A 16,421-nucleotide genomic window follows, 5' to 3' on the forward strand; every position below is an offset into this window, starting at 1 on the left:
CCAGGACGTCGACGCCGACGCGCAGCTGCTCGCGCCCCGGCCCGCCCCCGGGAGCACCGTGCTCAGCCATCACCGCCCCAGTCTGGCAAACGGCGCGCGGGCGGCACCAGTGCGCCGGCGCGGGTTTTCACCGCGCGGCGCGTGCGTTCAGCAGGTGGGTCAGCAGGTCGCGCCAGCTGACGATGCCGACCACCTTGCCGTGGTCGACCACTGGCAGGCAGCGCTGGTGCGAATCGACCAGGCCGGTCGCCACCTCCGCGACGTCCGCGTCGGCAGGCGCGGCCAGCGCCGGGGCCCGCATCACCGAGCCGACCGTGATCGCGTCGACGCCGAGCATGACACCGCCGTCGGGTTCGGTCCGGCCCCGCAGCGCCGGGGCGTACCGGGCGGCGGCGAGGTCGCCCTCGGTGACCAGGCCGACGAGTTCGCCGGCGGCGGTCAGCACCGGCAGCGTCGTGTAGCCGCGCTCGAGCATCAGCGCCGCCGCCTCCTCCAGTGTCGCCTCGGCGGTGACGCCGACGACCGGTGAGCTCATCAGTTCCCGTATCCGCATGCTCTGATCGTCGGCCGGCCGCGGCGGCGCGGGAAGGGACGTACGGCCGCGACAGCGGAGACCAACGGCCCTTCGCCGAAAGCCGCCCGGTGACGACCCTGGTGAACGGACGACACGAGGAGGATCCGGTGAAGACCTGGCGACCGCCGCACCTGCGCGGCAACCCGCTGACGCGGGAGTCCGACCGCCGCGAACGGCTGGCGCTGCTCGTGGCCGTCACGGTCGTGGTGCTCGCGGCCCCGTTCGCGGCGCTGCTCGGCGACCGCGTGCACCAGTGGCAGGAGCGGCTGGCGGTGAGCCAGCAGGACACCCGCACCGCGGTGACCGCGACCCTGCTGGCCGACGCGCCCCCGCCGGCGGGTTACCCGCCCGGCGGCACGGCCCGCGTCGAGGCGGAATGGCCGCTTCCCGGCGGCAGCACCGCGACCGGCGGCGTCACCGTCCGGCGGGGCGCGGAAGCCGGTGACACCGTGGACATCTGGATCGACGAGAACGGCGAGCCCGCGGCGGCTCCGGTGACGGCGGAGACCGCGATCGTGAACGGGGTGACCGTCGGCGCGCTGAGCTGGGCGGCCGTGATGGGGCTGTGCGGACTGGGGTTCTGGCTCTACCGCCGGGCGCTCGACCGGCGCAGGCGGGACGAGTGGGCGGACTCGTGGGACCGGTTCGACACCAGGCGCACGCCGTTCTGAGGAGAGGAAAAGGCATGGACAAGCTCGGGGAACGACTGGGATGGCGCCACGACGAGCGCCTGGCGCGGCGACGGCCGTGGCTGGCGTCGCTGACCGCGCTGATCGCTGTGTCCGCGTGGGTGGGGGCGGTGGGCCTCGTGATCGGCGCCGTCGATCTTGGCGACACCGTGACCGCGCGGCTTCCCTTCGACAGCACGGTGTTCGCTGGGATCACCCTCGGCGTGCTGATCGCCGTGCCGATGACGGTGGTCACCTGGCTCGCCGCGCGGCGGGATCCGCGCACGAGCCCGGCCGCCGTCGTCGCGGGCGCGGTGCTGATCGGGTGGATCGCTGTCGAGGTCGGCATCGTCCGGACGTTCAACGTCCTGCAGCCGGTGGCCGTGCTGGCCGGGCTGGTGGTGCTGGTGGCCGGGCTCCGGGACTTCGGGCGCGTGCGTGACCGGTGAGGTCGTCGCGGGCGTCAGCACCTCGCCCGGATCGTGGTGCGCCGCGCGGTGGGCGGCGGATCTCGCGACGAGCCGCCACCTCCCGCTGCATTTGGTGCACGCCGGCGACGCGGACCTGGAGGTGCGCCTGGACGACGGCACCGCGCTGCGGGTGGAGCGGCTTCCCGGACCGCCGGCCGACACGCTGCTCGCGTTGTCGGCGACCGCCGCGTTCCTGGTGCTCGGCGCCTCGGCGCGGGCCCACGCGGCGGACCGGAACCTGCGGTCGCCGGCGCTGGTCCTGGCCGCCCGCAGTGCCTGCCCGGTGGTCGTGGTGCGGGGGCGCCCGGCGCCGTCCGGCCCGGTGGTCGCCGGGGTCGACGGTTCCGGGGCCGCCGAGCGGGCGATCGCCGTGGCGTTCCAGGAGGCCGCGCACCGGGGCGTGCCGCTCATCGCGCTGCACGCCCGCAGCGACGCGGAGTACGTGACCGCCCCGGGGGACCGGTTGCGCCTGGAGTGGGAGCCCGCCGCGGGCGACGAGCACCGCACGATCGCCGAGCGGCTGGCCGGCTGGCAGGAGCGGTACCCCGACGTGGTCCTGCACCGGATCGTGCGCCGGGACCGGCCGCGGCACCACCTTCTGGAGCTCAGCCGGCGGGCGCAGCTGGTGGTGGTCGGCAGCCGGGGCCGCGGCGGGGTCGGCGGCCTGGTGCTCGGCTCGACCGGGCGGGCGCTGGCGCAGGGCGCGGGCTGCCCGGTCGTGGTCGTGCCGCCGGGGGTGTCCTGAGGTCCCCGCTTTCGAGGACCTTCGCACCTGTCCGCAGGCGCCCGCCCGGCCGCAGGGTTGGGGAAACGGAAGGAGGAGGTCATGCGAGCACTGGTCGTCTACGAGTCGATGTTCGGCAGCACCGAGGAGGTCGCGCGGTCGGTCGCGAAAGGACTGTCCGGCCGGATGCACGTGGACGTGGTCAACGTCGACGACGCCCCCGACGACCTGACGGGCGTCGACCTGGTCGTCGCGGGCGGACCCACCCACGTGCACGGGCTCACCGGGAAGCGGTCCCGCGACGCGGCCGCGGAGCAGGCGGGGGAGCAGCCACTCCACTCGCGCAAGCGCGGTCTGCGGGAGTGGCTGGAAGCCCTGGCCACCGCGTCGCCGGGCACGCAGGCCGTCACCTTCGACACGCGGATCGAGAAACCAGCGTGGCTGACCGGATCCGCGGCCCGCGCCGCGGCGAAGCACCTGCGCCGCAAGGGTTACCGGGTGAGCGCGGCCCCGGAGAGCTTCTTCGTGACCGGCAAGGAGGCCGGCGACCTGCACCCGGGCGAGCTCGACCGCGCCCGCTCGTGGGGGGAGTCCCTCGGTGACCGCGCCGATGGCTGAGGGGTTCGCCCGCGCGCTGGCCGCCGCGGTGAAAGCGCCTTCGCAGCACAACACGCAGCCGTGGCGGTTCGAGGTCCGCGGGTCGCGCATCGACGTCCTGCTCGACCCGGAGCGGGTGCTCCCGGTGAGCGATCCCGGCGCGCGGCAGGCCAGGCTCGCCTGCGGTGCGGCTGCGTTCAACCTGGTGATCACCCTGCGCGCCGAGGGACGCCGGGTGTCGGTGCGGTTCCTGCCCGGGACGCGGCGGCTGGTCAGCGTGGACGTACTGGGCAGGCGCGAGCCCACCGAGGCGGAGCGCGCACTGGCGGCGGCCGTGCACGCGCGCCACACCAACCGCAGGCCGTTCGACGACCGGCCGGTGCCCGAGCGCGCCCGCTCGGCTCTGGTCGCCGCGGCCCGGGAGGACGGGGCGGAGCTGCACCTGCTCGACCGCGGCGCCCGGTACGACGCCGTCGCCGCGCTGGTGCGGCGCGCGGAACGGCTGCAGGAGACCGACGAGCGCTACCTCGGCGAGGCGGGCCGGTGGACCGGGCGGCCCCGCGGGGAGAGCTCCGGGGTGCCGGCGACCGCGGCGGGACCCCCGGCCAGCCCGGCGCCGGCACTGGCGTTGCGCGAGTTCGCGGGCAGCTGGGAGATGCCGGCGCGGGAGTACGAGCAGCAGCCGCTGCTCGGGGTCGTGACCACCCGGCAGCCGGGGCAGGACACGCAGGCCGGGTTCGCGGTCGAGCGGGTCCTGCTCACGGCGACCGTGCACGGGCTGAGCGCTTCGTTCCTGTCCCAGCCGTTCGAGGTGCCCGGAACGCGCGCCGACCTGGCCACGCTGTTCCGGGACGAGGGTGAGCCGCACACGTTGCTGCGCTTGGGTTTCGGCTTCCCGACGCCGACCGCGCCGCGACGGCCCGCGGACGAGGTCACCACGGTAATCGAGGAGCCCGGAAGGGCCGAAGGGCTCTCCGGGTGAGGCCGCCCGGCCCTGGCCGCCGCCGGATCCGGCACGCGAGAGTCGGGGCATGGCGCGTGAACAGAAGGCGGTGCTCGCCGGTATCGACGGTTCGGCCCCGGCGCTGGACGCGGTGCGCTGGGCGGCGCGGGACGCCGCATTGCGGAAGCGGCCGTTGCGGCTGATCCACGTCGGGGAGGACGCGGACTGCCTCGCCGAGGCCGAGACCGCGGCAGCGGCGGTCCCGGACGGGCAGATCCGCGGCGGCGCGCGAACCGGCCACCCCGCGGAACGGCTGATCGAGGAATCGGCCACGGCCGTGGTGGTGGTGCTGGGCTCGCACGGGCTCGGCGGGTTCCCCGGCATGCTGCTCGGATCGGTCGCGGGCGCGCTCGCGGCGCACGCGCACTGCCCGGTCGTCGTGGTGCGCGGCGCTCCGCCCGCGGACGCGCCCGTGGTCGTCGGGATCGACGCCTCGCCCGGCGGCGACGCCGCGCTCGCGTTCGCCCTCGACGAGGCGAACCTGCGCCGCGTGCCGCTGCTCGCGGTGCACACCTGGACCGACATGACGATGGGGGAGACCTGGTCGGTGCTGCCGATGGACGCGGACTACGGCGCCATCGCGGAGGACGAACGCCGTCTGCTGGCCGAGCGGCTCGCCGGGTGGCGGGAGAAGTACCCGGACGTCGACGTGCGCCCGGTGGTGGTGCGCGACCGTCCGGTGCGCGGGCTGCTCGCGGCGGGCCAGGACGCCCAGCTCATCGTGGTGGGCTCCCGTGGGCGCGCCGACTTCGGCGGCGTGGGGCTGGGCTCGACGAGCCAGGCGCTGCTGCACCACGCCCCGTGCCCGGTGGCGGTGGTCCGGTGAGCCTGCGCAAGGACGCCTACCGGCGCGAGCTGGTGCGGCTGCAGGGCGAGCTGGTGAAGATCCAGGAGTGGGTGCGCGCCGAGCGCAGGCGGCTTGTGGTGATCTTCGAGGGCCGGGACGGCGCCGGCAAGGGCAGCACCATCAAGCGGGTCACCGAGTACCTCAACCCGCGGGTGGCGCGCATCGTCGCCCTGCCAAGGCCGGACGAGCGTGAACGCGGCGAGTGGTACTTCCAGCGCTACGTGGCGCAGCTGCCCGCCGCCGGGGAGATCGTGCTGATGGACCGCAGCTGGTACAACCGCGCCGGCGTGGAACGGGTCATGGGGTTCTGCACGACACCGCAGTACCAGCTGTTCCTGCGGCAGTGCCCGATCTTCGAGCGGATGCTCGTCGAGGACGGCCTCCTGCTGCGCAAGTACTGGTTCTCGGTGAGCCAGGACGAGCAGGAGCGCCGCATCCGCGCCCGGCTGGACGACCCGATGCGCCGGTGGAAGCTGTCCCCGGTGGACCTGGACTCGCTGACCCGGTGGGACGACTACTCGCGCGCCAAGGACGACATGCTCGTCCACACCGACATCGCGGAAACGCCGTGGCACCTGGTGGACAGCGACGACAAGCGCGCGGCACGGATCAACATGATCCACCACCTCGTCACCAGCATCCCCTACACCGAGGTGCCGCCGCCCGCGCTGGAGGTCCCGTCGCGGCCGCCGTCGAACTACGTGCGGCCGGCGGCGAACGCGGGCAGCTACGTCCAGGACCACGCGAGCACGCTGTGACGCCCGGCGCGGCGGCCGCCCGGGACTGTCCTTTCCGGACGGCCGCGCGATCCGCTATTGCGCGGCGTGGGCCGTCATGACGACGACCGGGCAGTGGGCGTGCCGCACCACCTGGGTCGCGACGCTGCCCAGCAGCAGTTCGGTCAGCGGCCGCGCGCCGTGCGAGCCGACCACGAGCAGGTCGGCGTCCGCGGAGGCCTTGTTCAGCTCGGTGGCCGGGTCGCCGCTGAGCACGACCTCTTCCACCTCCGGCGCCCCCGGGCCCCGGGTCTCCTGGACCGTCGAGTGCAGCAGGCCGGCGTAGGCGCTGTCCTCGCCGACGGGGATCCGCCCGTGCGGCTGGATGGCGTAGGACGTGCCGGGCAGCAGTTCGTCGCGGACGCGGACCAGCATCGCGCGCACCCGGTCCCCTGGCCGCGCCTCCGCCAGCGCCCACCGCAATGCGGCGCGGCTCTGCGCCGAACCGTCCACGCCGACCACGATCGTGCGGGATTCGCTCATCGGACTTCCTCTCTGTCAGTCACGGACAGCGTCGCGCTCGGGGACGCCGCTCCGGCAGGGCAGAACGGACCGGGTGGCGGGGACTTCCGGCCCTGCCTGCCGTCCGCGCGGCTCCGCCACCGTGGAACGGACGCGAAGAGAGGCGAGGACCATGACTTTCGTACGGGAGCTGTCCGCGATCCGGGCCAACGACGCCCTCTCGGCCGGCGGCAAGGGCGCGAACCTGGGTGAGCTCACCGCGGCGGGATTCCCGGTGCCGCGCGGGTTCGTCGTGCTGCGCGAGGGCTACTGGGCGACCACCGAGTACGACGGCGTCCGCGACGAGCTCGCCCACCTGCACGCCGAGGCGCTCGGCCTGGCCGACGACCCCGAGCGGCTCGCCGAGCACTGCGACCGCATGCGGGACCTGGTGCGCAAGGCCACCCTCGACCCGCGGGTCCGCGCCGAGGTGGTCGCCGCCTACGCGCAGCTGGGGCCGGACGCCGTGGTCGCGGTGCGGTCGTCGGCGACCGGGGAGGACGGCGCGGACGCCTCCTTCGCCGGGATGAACGCCAGCTTCACCAACGTCACCGGCGAGCACGCGCTGCTGGAGCGGCTCACCGACTGCTGGGCCTCGCTGTTCTCCCCGCGCGTGGTCGCCTACCGGGCGGGCCGCGGGTTCACCGGCGAGCCGGCGATCGCGGTCGTGGTGCAGGAGATGGTCCCGGCCGAGCGCGCCGGTGTGGCGTTCACCGCCGACCCGCGCACTGGCGACCGGGGAGTGGTCGTGGTCGAGGCGGTGTTCGGCCAGGGCGAGACGCTGGTGTCGGGCGCGGTGTCCCCGGACACCTACGTCGTCGGCAAGGACGACCTGAAGGTGCGCGAGGTGCGCATCGGCGACAAGACCCACAAGATCGTCCACGGCCTCGACGGTGACACCCGCGTCGAGCTGTCCGCGGCCGCCGCGCACCAGCGCGTGCTCGGCGACATCACGGTGGTCGAGCTGGCCCGTCTCGCCCGGCGCGTGGAGGAGCACTACGGGCGGCCGCAGGACCTGGAGTGGGCGGTGGACGGCGACCGGACCTGGCTGGTCCAGACGCGGCCCATCACCACGCTGGGCCCGGAGCCGAAGCCCGCCGGGCAGGTGCTGCTGCGCGGTCTGGCCGCGTCGCCCGGCCGGGCGGGTGGCGCGGTGCGCGTGCTGACCCGGCCCGACCAGGGCAAGGCCCTGCGCAGCGGGGAGATCCTCGTCGCGCCGATGACGAACCCGGACTGGGTGCCGACACTGCGCCGCGCGGCGGCGATCGTCACCGACGGCGGCGGGATGACCTGCCACGCCGCGATCGTGGCCCGCGAGCTGGGCGTCCCATGCGTCGTCGGCGCGGGCGGCGCGACGACGCTGCTGACCGACGGCGAGGAGGTGACCGTCGACGGCAGCACCGGGGAGGTCCGCAGCGGCATCACCGCCGCGCCCGCCCGCACGGAGCCCGTCGCGGCCCCCGCGGTGGCCGCCGAGCCCCTCGCCACCCGCCTGTACGTCAACCTCGCGATCGCCGACCAGGCCGAGCGCGTCGCCGCGCTCCCCGTCGACGGGGTCGGCCTGCTGCGCGCGGAGTTCCTGCTCACCAGTGCGCTCGGCGGACGCCACCCCCGGCACCTGCTGGCCCGCGGCGAGGGCGAGTCGTTCGTGACAGCCATGAGCGAGTCGCTGCTGACCATCACCCGCGCGTTCGGCGCCCGCCCGGTCGTCTACCGGGCAACCGACCTGCGCAGCAACGAGTTCCGCGGCCTGACCGGCGGGGAGCGCTACGAGCCCGCCGAGCACAACCCGATGATCGGCTACCGCGGCTGCTTCCGCTACGTGCGCGAGCCGGACCTGTTCGACCTCGAACTGCGGGCGCTGGCGCGGGTGCGGGAGGAGACCCCGAACCTGCACCTGATGATCCCGTTCGTGCGCACGAAGTGGGAGCTGGAGGAGTGCCTGCGCCTGGTCGACGCCAGCCCGCTCGGGCGCTCCCGCGGTCTGCGCCGGTGGGTGATGGCCGAGGTGCCGTCGGTGGTGCACTGGCTCCCCGAGTACGTGGGCCTCGGCATCGACGGTGTCTCCATCGGCAGCAACGACCTGACGCAGCTGGTGCTCGGCGTGGACCGCGATTCGCGGGAGTGCGCCGAGCTGTTCGACGAATCCGACCCGGCGGTGCTGGACGCGATCGGGCGGATCGTGACGACGGCCCGGTCGCTGGGCATCACGTCGTCGCTGTGCGGGCAGGCGCCGTCCAACCGGCCCGAGTTCGCCGACCACCTGGTGCGGCTGGGCATCACGTCGATCTCGGTCAACCCGGACGCCGTGCCCGCCGCCCGGACCGCGATCGCCTCCGCCGAGCGGCGGGTGCTGCTGGAGCGCGCCCGCTCCTGACCACCGCCCGGCGGGGCCGGAATGCCCCGGGACCCGGGACCTTCGTGCCTGGTGACCACGCCACCCCCGCGCGCAGCCTGGGCTTTCGACCGATTCTTCTGCCGGAGGTGTCCGATGGACGTCCGCATGACCTACCCGGTCCGGGTCGAGGGGAACCTCGGCACCGGGCTGTCCCGGTGGCTGTGGCTGGTGAAGTGGCTGCTGGTCATCCCGCACCTGGTGGTGCTTTCCTTCCTGTGGCTCGGTTTCTTCGTGCTCACCGTGGTCGCGTTTTTCGCGATCCTGGTGACCGGCCGCTACCCGCGAGCGATCTTCGACTTCAACGTCGGCGTGCTGCGCTGGTCGTGGCGCGTGCAGTTCTACTCCTACAGCGCGCTCGGCACCGACGCCTACCCGCCGTTCACGCTCGCCGACGTGCCCGCCTACCCGGCGCGGCTGGAGATCGACTACCCGGAGCGGCTGTCCCGCGGGCTGGTGCTGGTGAAGTGGTGGCTGCTGGCCATCCCGCACTACATCATCGCCGGGTTGTTCGCCGGCGGCGGCGCCTGGCTGTTCGGGTACACCGACGACGGCGGGTTCACCTGGGCGGCCGGCGGCCTGGTCGGCATCCTGGTGCTGGTGGCCGGGATCGTGCTGCTGTTCAGCGGCCGCTACCCGAAGCCGGTCTTCGACTTCGTGCTCGGGATGGACCGCTGGGTGCTGCGGGTCGCCGCGTACGCCGCGCTGATGACCGACGCCTATCCGCCGTTCCGCCTCGACATGGGCGCGCACGACCCGGCGGGTCCGGTCACCGAGCCGTCCTCGCCCGAGCACTGGCAGCCGGCGACCCACCGCTGGACCGGCGGCAAGGTGGCGTCGGTGATCACCGGCGCGGTGCTCGCCCTGACCGCGACGGGCTTGCTCACCGGCGGCGGCACGCTGCTGTGGGCGGACCGCGCGCAGCGGGACGCCGACGGCTACCTGTCGGCCTCGAACAGCCTGAGCGCCTCCGGCTACGCCATCGCCACGGAGGACATCGAGCTGGCCGGCACGGCCGCCGACTGGGGCGGCATCCAGCGCCTGGTTGGCGACGTGCGGGTGCGGGCGACCGCGGCCGACCCGGCGACCCCGGTGTTCGTCGGCGTCGCGCCGTCCGCCGCCGCGGCCGGTTTCCTCGCCGGCGCCCAGTACGTCACGGTGACCGACTGGTCCAGCGACCGGTTCGTCGTGCACCCGGGCAACCGCACCCTCCCGGCGCCGGAGACCGCGGGCATCTGGACGGCGCAGGCGAGCGGCGGCGGCACCCAGACGGTGGTGTGGCCGATGCGCAGCGGCGACTGGACGGTCGTGGTGATGAACGCCGACGGCTCACCCGGTGTGAACGTCGTGGCCGAGATCGGCGCCACGGTTCCCGCGCTCGACGACATCGGCTGGATCCTGATCGGTGTCGGACTGGCGTTGCTGGCCGGTGGCGTGGCCCTGATCGCGGTGCCGGTGCACCGGGCCGCGCAGCGTCCCGTCGGCGCGCAGCCGGAGTCCTGACGCGACGTGGAACGCCTGTCCCCGCTGGATCTCGGCATGCTGTGGCCGGACGGCTTCGGCTGGCCGGAGGACATCGGAGTGCTGGCGGTCCTGGACGGGAACCGGACCGCGGGGCGCTTCCCGCTCGACCTGGCACGCGAGGTCGTCGGGAAGCGCCTCCCGCTGGTCCGGCGGATGCGGCAGGTCCTGCGGGTCCCGCGGTTCGGGCTGGGGCCGCCGTACTGGACCGACGCGTCCACAGTGGACCTGGAGTACCACGTCCGGGCGGCCGAGGTGCCTGCCCCGGGTGACGACGAGCAGCTCCTGGGCACGGTCGAGCGGATCCGGCGCCGCGGGCTGGACCGGTCCCGTCCGCTGTGGGAGATGTGGTTGCTGGCCGGGCTGGCCGGCGGCCGCACCGGGCTGTTCGTCCGGCTCCACCACACGATCGCCGACGGGGTCGCCGCGGTCGCCCTGCTCGGCGCGTTCTTCGACCCTGGGCCCGAGGTGCGCCCCCTCGCGGCGCCCTGGCCGGAACCGGAACCCGAGCCGACGGCGCTGCGGTTGCTGGCTGACAACACGCGGCGCCGGTGGCAGGAGGTGCGCCGGGGCGTGTCCGTGGCGGGCCACCTGCCGGCTACCGCTTCCGCGCTGCGCCAGGCGTGGCCGGCGTTCCGGGAGCTGCTGGCGGAGGAACGGGCGCCGCGGACGAGCCTGAACACGCCGATCGGCCCGGGACGGCGGTTCGCCCTCGTCCGCGGCGACCTGCCGCTCGCGAAGCGGATCGCCGCCGCGCACGGCGCGAAGGTCAACGACGTGCTGATGGCGGCGATGTCCGGTGGGCTGCGGGAACTCCTGCGCGCCCGGGGCGAGCCCGTGGACGCGCTGGTGCTCCGCGCCTACGTGCCGGTGTCCCTGCACCAGGAGCCGCGGGACCGGCTCCGCGGCAACTTCGGCGGCATGATGCTGGTGCGGCTGCCCGTCGGGGTGGCCGATCCGGTGCGGCGGCTTGAGTTGATCGCCGCCGAGACCGCGGAGCGCAAGAAGCACCAGCGTTCCGCGGGCGGCGGTGCGCTGTTCCGCGTCAGCGCGGTGCAGCGCGCGGTCATGCGCCGGATGGACCGGCAGCGGTGGGCGAACGTCTACGCCGCGAACGTGCCGGGCCCGCCGGAGCCCCTCTACTTCGCCGACGCGCGCGTGCTGGAGTTGTTCCCGGTCGTGCCGCTGATCGGCAACGTCACCCTCGGCCTCGGCGCCCTGTCCTACGCGGGGCAGCTGGCGATCGCGGTGGTGGGCGACGGGGACGCGTGCCCGGACGTCGGCGTGTTCGCCCGCGGCGCCGGGCACGCGCTGGAGGCGCTCGCGGGTTCCTGCGACAGGGACTTTGGTCCGGCCGATCGGTGACGCTCGGCCGCGTCGCGGGGCAGGGCGCAAGCGGTTCGCTGGGAGGCGCCGGAAACCGGCATGCGAAATTCCGTGGGAGGCTGACATGAACGAACCTGGAACCGGCGCCACGTCACGGGTGCTCGGGGGGCGCCTGTGGGCCGGTGGTGCGGCGAGCGCGTGCGTCGCCGCACTGGTCGCCGTCGTCGGCATCCTCGTCGCCCGCGGCCTGCTGGACATCCCGGTGCTCGCGCCGCGGCGGGCGGGTACCTGGGGTGGCGCGAGCACCCTGACCTACGCGCTGGTGTCCGCCGCGGTCGCGCTGGCCGCGACCGCGCTGCTGCACCTGCTGCTCCTCACCACCCCGCGGGCCCGCGCCTTCTTCGGGTGGATCATGGTCCTGCTGACCGCCATCGCGGTGGTGGTCCCGCTCGGGCTGTCGGCGGCGCTGGACGCCCGCCTCGCCACCGCGATCCTCAACCTGGCCATCGGGTTGTCGGTCACGGTCACGCTCAGCGGCGTCGCGGGGTCGGCGATCGTCCGCGGCACCGCCCCGACGACCTACCCGTACCCGTGACGCGGCGCGAACCGCTGCTGCTCGGCGCGGTCGCCGCGCTGCTGGCAGGCGGCGGGCTGGCCTGGCTGCTAAACGCTCCCCGCGTCGCGGACGGGCTGTGGGGCGGCGCCACCGCGGTCGCCCTGGTGCCCACGCTGGTCTGGGTCGCGGCGGACCTGCGGGCCCGTCGCTGGGGCGCCGACGTGCTCGCCGTGCTCGCGCTGGCCGGCACGCTCGCGGTCGGCGAGTACCTGGCCGGCGCCGTCATCGCGGTCATGGTCGCCACCGGCCGGGTCCTGGAGTCGGCCGCGCGGGCCCGCGCCGGGCGTGACCTCTCGGCGCTCCTGCAGCGCAGTCCACGGCAGGCGCGCCTGCGCCGCGACGGGCGGCTCGACACCGTGCCGGTGGACGAGGTCCGCCCCGGCGACCGCGTGGTGGTGCGGCCGGGGGAGATCGTCCCGGTGGACGGGGAACTGCTCGAACCGGGTGTCTTCGACGAATCGGCGCTCACCGGGGAACCGCTCCCGGTCCCGCGGCCTGCCGGTGAGGCCGTCCGCAGCGGCGTGGTGAACGCGGGCGCGGCGACCGACCTGACGGCGCGGTCGAGCGCCGAGCAGAGCACCTACGCCGGTGTGGTCCGGCTCGCCAGGGAGGCCGCGGCGTCGTCCGCGCCGGTCGCCCGGCTCGCGGACCGCATCGCCGTCTGGTTCCTGCCCGCGGCGCTGCTCATCGCCGCCGTCGCGTGGATCGCCACGGGCGACCCGGACCGCGCCGTGGCCGTGCTGGTCACCGCGACCCCGTGCCCGCTGCTCCTCGCGGTCCCGATCGCGATCACCGGCGGCATGTCCAGCGCCTCCCGCGCCGGCGTCGTCGTCAAGGGCGGCGCGGCCCTGGAACTGCTCGGCCGCGCCCGGACCCTGTTGCTGGACAAGACCGGCACGATCACCGAGGGGGCCCCGCAGGTCCTGGACATCGTCTGCGCGCCGGGCACCACCCCAGCCGAGGCGCTCGCGCTGGCGGCCGGCGTGGAGCAGTACTCGCCGCACGTGCTGGCCGGAGCGGTGCTCCGGGCCGCGCGGCGCGCCGGTGTCCAGCCCGCTGCCGCCGAGCAGGTCACGGAAGAGCCCGGCCGGGGCGCCTCCGGCCGGGTCGGCGACAGCGTCGTCCACGTCGGCAAGCCACCGGACGACTCGTTGCCGGAGTGGGCGATGGCCGCGGCTCGGCGCGGCAGGCTCGACCTGGCCACCGTGATCTGGGTGGCGCGCGACGACCGGCTGCTCGCGGCGCTGCTGGTCCGCGACCGGATCCGGCCGGACGCGGCGCGGACGCTGCGGCGGCTGCGCGGCATCGGGCTCGACCGCGTGGTGCTGCTGACCGGCGATCGCGTCGACAACGCGCGCGAGGTGGGTGAGCAGCTGGGCCTGGACGAAGTCCTGGCCGGGGCCAGCCCGGCGGACAAGATCGCCCGCGTCCGCCGTGGCCCCGGGGTGACCGTGATGGTCGGCGACGGCCTCAACGACGCACCCGCCCTCGCCGCGGCCGACGTCGGCATCGCGCTCGGCTCGCGGGGTTCCACCGCCGCGGCGCAGGCCGCGGACGCGGTGATCCTGGACGATCGCATCGACCGGCTGGCGGAGTCGGTGGAGATCGCGCGCCGGGCGCGCAGGTTGGCCGTGCAGAGCGCGGCGGCCGGCACCGCGCTGTCGGCGCTGGCGATGGTCGCCGCCGGGTTCGGGTTGCTGGTCCCGGTCGCCGGTGCCGTGGTGCAGGAAGCCATCGACGTGGTGGTGATCCTGAACGCGCTGCGGGTCGTGTGGTGGCGGCGGCCCAAGCCGGAGCCGGCCACCGACGTCCTGTTGCACCGCTTCGCGCACGAGCACGAGGAACTGCTCCCGGCGCGCGCCGCGGTCCGGCAGGCCGCGGACGCGCTGACACGGGGGGCCGGCCCCGAGGCCGAAGCCGCGGTCCGGCGCGCCCACCGGATGCTCCTCGACCGGCTGCTGCCCCATGAACTGGCCGAGGAGACGCAGCTCTACCCGGCGCTGGCCGGGATGCTCGGTTCCGAGAGCACCGTGCCGATGAGCCGGGGGCACGCCGAGATCACCCGCCTGACCCGGCGCCTGGGACGGCACCTCGCCGAGGCTCCGGATGGGCTGCGCCCCGACCAGATCGACGACCTGCGCGCGACCCTCTACGGCCTGGACGCCGTGCTCACCCTGCACTTCGCCCAGGAGGAGGAGGCGTACTTCTCGCTGGCCGCGCCGGGCGAGTCGTCAGGGGACGGCAAGGCCGGGCGGTAGCGCCGCGCTGCGACGGAAGGGACCGCCGGCCCGTGTGGCCGGCGTTTTCTTGTGTGGCGGGTGTTCATGTGGAGGACCGTTAGCCCGGAGGCGGACCTCACACTGGCCGCGTCGGGTGGGGCGTTAGCGCCGCGCTGCGACGGCAGGGGGACGCCGGCCGTGTGGACTGGCGTCCCTTCGTGGCGGGTGGCGGGGGCTGTTTCGCCCCGGAGGAGCCCCACTTCCAGCTGCCCGGAAACGGCGGGGCGGCAGGAGTGGGATTTCCCCTCCCCGCACGAGAAGGGCGCCGGCCACGCGGCCGGCGCCCTACTCGATGGTCGGTTCCTCAGGTGGCGGACTGCGTGCTGAGCGGGGTGACGACCTCGGCCAGCGGGCGGCGCGGTGTGGCGGGTAGCGGGTCGGCGTTGACGGGCGCCCAGCCGACGCGCAGGACCATCTGCGGCATGGTGCCGCCGGTGACGCGGTCGCGCACCTGCTGCCGGGTGCCGGTGATCTCCAGCGGCTCGGTCAGCGGGCAGGAGGCCAGTCCGAGGTTCGTCGCGGTCAGCAGGACCGCGCTGGTCGCCTCGCCAGCACGCAGCCGGGACAGCGGATCGTCCGACGCGGTGCCCAGCACCAGCAGCACCGTCTCGTCGTCCTCGCCCTTCGTGCCGGGCGGTTGCGCGAGCTGGGGATCGGCGAACGGGCGGCCGGGCAGCGCGCCCGGCGTGGGATCGGGCGCCGGGGCGTTGACCGCGGGCACGCCCTCGGTGGAGAAGTGCCGTCCGCTCCACGCGGCCAGCTCCATCCGGTAGGCGGGGTCGGCCGCGTGGCGGCGCGCCGCCTCGAAGACCGCTTCCGCCAGGTGGTAGCGGGCCGAGCCGGTGGCCTCGCGCAGGATGACGCCCTCGTCGGCGGCGCGCGCGGCCATGGTTTCGATGTGGCTGTCGGGCACCGGCCAGGAGCTGTGCCGCCGCCGGTCGGTGCGCCGCCGCGGGATGGCCGCGGCCAGGGCGATCTCCTCCAGCCCCGGTTCGTGGCGGTGCAGCTCGACGGCGGCGAGGTGGCCGGGCTCGGCCGGGTTGGGCAACCGGTGCACCTCGGCGCGCCAGCCCAGCGCCGCGAAACCCACCCGCAGGTGGTGCAGCGCCGCGCCGCAGCTGAGCAGCAGGTCGCGGCCGTCCGGGTCGGTCTCCGGCAGCTGCCGGGACGGGTCGGCGTAGAGGTGGACGGTGCGGTCGCCGATCCGCCACCGCCAGGGCTGGGTGTTGTGCACCGACGGCGCGCGCACGGCCAGTGCCAGTGCCGCGTTCACGGTGTAGTCGTCGGGAAATGTCATGCCTCCAGTGCAGCTCAGGCCAGGCGTGGCGGGCAGGGCCGGGATGCCCGCGTGGCGGGGACCAACGGCCCTTCCTGCCGTCCCCGGCGCCGCACGACCCTGGACGCGGCGGAAACGGCGTGCGGAAGGACGACGTGATGGCATCGATCGTGGTGGGAGTGGACGGTTCGGCCGGCAGTGCGGAGGCGCTGCGCTGGGCGATCACCGAGGCCGCGTCGGCCGGGCGGGACGTGGTGGCGGTCAACGTCTGGAGCTACGCCGGCGGCGGCGAGACCGCCGAGGCGGTCCGCGCGGCGCACCGGCACGCACTCGACGAGCTGATCGACCGCGTGCACACCGGCGCCCCCGACGTCCCGGTGCAGCGCGAGATCGTGGAGGGCGACCCGGTGCGGATGCTGCTGTCGGTGTCGTCGGACGCCGCGATGCTCGTTCTCGGCAGCCACGGCTACGGCAGGCTGTCCCGGGCGCTGCTCGGTTCTGTCGGGGCGCAGTGCCTGCGCCACGCGCACTGCCCGGTCGTGATCATCCCGGCCAAGCGGACCGCCGGTCACCGGCCATCCGAAGTGGACGCGCACGTCGGCCGCGTGAGCTGAACTGAGCAGTAAAAAGGGCCTCCGGCGGATCGCCGGAGGCCCTTCCCCCTCGCCCTCGCGGGTGGTCTGTCAGCGCACTACGGGCGCCCCGGGCCGGGGTGCGTCGGCGTGCTCGCCGGTGCGGAGTTTGGCGGCGAGGACGGCGGCCTGGGTGCGGCGTTCGAGTCCGAGTTTGGCCAGTAGCCGGGAGACGTAGTTCTTGATGGTCTTTTCGGCGAGGTACATGCGCTGGGC

At 75.0% G+C, this 16,421-nt stretch carries 17 protein-coding genes; 13 read left to right on the top strand and 4 right to left on the bottom strand.

Annotated features, from left to right (window positions below):
- Positions 1–127: 127 nt before the first annotated feature.
- Positions 128–553, bottom strand: a complete 426-nt coding sequence (locus ABZ193_RS39695) for a CBS domain-containing protein (protein WP_354713848.1) — start codon at positions 551–553, stop codon at positions 128–130.
- A 128-nt stretch (positions 554–681) separates the two neighbouring features.
- Between ABZ193_RS39695 and ABZ193_RS39700 the strand changes: the two genes are divergently transcribed.
- The 7 genes from ABZ193_RS39700 (at position 682) to ppk2 (ending at position 5,641) form a co-directional block, all read left to right on the top strand.
- Positions 682–1,245 (top strand): hypothetical protein, encoded by a 564-nt coding sequence (locus ABZ193_RS39700; protein WP_237340140.1) that lies wholly within the window; start codon positions 682–684, stop codon positions 1,243–1,245.
- A gap of 14 nt (positions 1,246–1,259) precedes the next feature.
- Positions 1,260–1,691, top strand: coding sequence for a hypothetical protein (locus ABZ193_RS39705; RefSeq protein WP_237340139.1), 432 nt, complete (start codon positions 1,260–1,262; stop codon positions 1,689–1,691).
- A complete protein-coding gene (locus tag ABZ193_RS39710; protein WP_354713850.1) occupies positions 1,681–2,457 on the top strand; it encodes a universal stress protein in 777 nt (258 codons plus the stop codon). The genes ABZ193_RS39705 and ABZ193_RS39710 overlap by 11 nt, the downstream gene beginning before the upstream one ends.
- 81 nt (positions 2,458–2,538) lie before the next feature.
- Complete coding sequence (locus ABZ193_RS39715; protein ID WP_354713852.1) at positions 2,539–3,054, top strand: flavodoxin domain-containing protein; 516 nt, start codon at positions 2,539–2,541, stop codon at positions 3,052–3,054.
- The gene (locus ABZ193_RS39720) at positions 3,035–4,015 is read left to right on the top strand and encodes a hypothetical protein (RefSeq protein WP_354713854.1); all 981 of its coding nucleotides are present in this window, start codon (positions 3,035–3,037) and stop codon (positions 4,013–4,015) included. The genes ABZ193_RS39715 and ABZ193_RS39720 overlap by 20 nt, the downstream gene beginning before the upstream one ends.
- 49 nt (positions 4,016–4,064) lie before the next feature.
- A complete protein-coding gene (locus ABZ193_RS39725) occupies positions 4,065–4,862 on the top strand; it encodes a universal stress protein (protein WP_354713856.1) in 798 nt (265 codons plus the stop codon).
- On the top strand, positions 4,859–5,641 hold the full coding sequence (ppk2, locus tag ABZ193_RS39730) for a polyphosphate kinase 2 (protein ID WP_354713858.1): 783 nt from the start codon (positions 4,859–4,861) through the stop codon (positions 5,639–5,641). Before ABZ193_RS39725 ends, ppk2 begins: the two co-directional genes overlap by 4 nt.
- Positions 5,642–5,695: 54 nt before the next feature.
- Here ppk2 and ABZ193_RS39735 read toward each other — a convergent pair whose 3' ends face one another.
- Positions 5,696–6,142, bottom strand: a complete 447-nt coding sequence (locus ABZ193_RS39735; protein WP_237340134.1) for a universal stress protein — start codon at positions 6,140–6,142, stop codon at positions 5,696–5,698.
- Between the two features lie 151 nt (positions 6,143–6,293).
- Between ABZ193_RS39735 and ppsA the strand changes: the two genes are divergently transcribed.
- The 5 genes from ppsA (at position 6,294) to ABZ193_RS39760 (ending at position 14,276) form a co-directional block, all read left to right on the top strand.
- Complete coding sequence (ppsA, locus tag ABZ193_RS39740) at positions 6,294–8,537, top strand: phosphoenolpyruvate synthase (protein ID WP_354713860.1); 2,244 nt, start codon at positions 6,294–6,296, stop codon at positions 8,535–8,537.
- A 114-nt stretch (positions 8,538–8,651) separates the two neighbouring features.
- Complete coding sequence (locus tag ABZ193_RS39745) at positions 8,652–10,058, top strand: DUF4389 domain-containing protein (RefSeq protein WP_354713861.1); 1,407 nt, start codon at positions 8,652–8,654, stop codon at positions 10,056–10,058.
- Between the two features lie 6 nt (positions 10,059–10,064).
- Positions 10,065–11,441: a wax ester/triacylglycerol synthase family O-acyltransferase gene (locus ABZ193_RS39750; protein ID WP_354713863.1), complete on the top strand. Its 1,377-nt coding sequence runs from the start codon at positions 10,065–10,067 to the stop codon at positions 11,439–11,441.
- A gap of 85 nt (positions 11,442–11,526) precedes the next feature.
- Positions 11,527–11,997: a DUF6069 family protein gene (locus tag ABZ193_RS39755; RefSeq protein WP_354713865.1), complete on the top strand. Its 471-nt coding sequence runs from the start codon at positions 11,527–11,529 to the stop codon at positions 11,995–11,997.
- Positions 11,994–14,276, top strand: a complete 2,283-nt coding sequence (locus ABZ193_RS39760) for a heavy metal translocating P-type ATPase (RefSeq protein ID WP_354713867.1) — start codon at positions 11,994–11,996, stop codon at positions 14,274–14,276. Before ABZ193_RS39755 ends, ABZ193_RS39760 begins: the two co-directional genes overlap by 4 nt.
- A gap of 325 nt (positions 14,277–14,601) precedes the next feature.
- On the opposite strand, the gene ABZ193_RS39765 is transcribed toward ABZ193_RS39760, so the two are convergent.
- Positions 14,602–15,594 (bottom strand): NAD(P)H nitroreductase, encoded by a 993-nt coding sequence (locus ABZ193_RS39765; protein WP_354713869.1) that lies wholly within the window; start codon positions 15,592–15,594, stop codon positions 14,602–14,604.
- A 137-nt stretch (positions 15,595–15,731) separates the two neighbouring features.
- Between ABZ193_RS39765 and ABZ193_RS39770 the strand changes: the two genes are divergently transcribed.
- Positions 15,732–16,187, top strand: coding sequence for a universal stress protein (locus tag ABZ193_RS39770; RefSeq protein ID WP_354713871.1), 456 nt, complete (start codon positions 15,732–15,734; stop codon positions 16,185–16,187).
- Between the two features lie 69 nt (positions 16,188–16,256).
- Here ABZ193_RS39770 and ABZ193_RS39775 read toward each other — a convergent pair.
- A partial coding sequence (locus ABZ193_RS39775; protein ID WP_354713873.1) for a LuxR C-terminal-related transcriptional regulator occupies positions 16,257–16,421 on the bottom strand: 165 nt, incomplete at its 5' end.

The organism is Amycolatopsis sp. NPDC006125, assembly GCF_040614195.1.
Taxonomy (GTDB): domain Bacteria; phylum Actinomycetota; class Actinomycetes; order Mycobacteriales; family Pseudonocardiaceae; genus Amycolatopsis_E; species Amycolatopsis_E tucumanensis.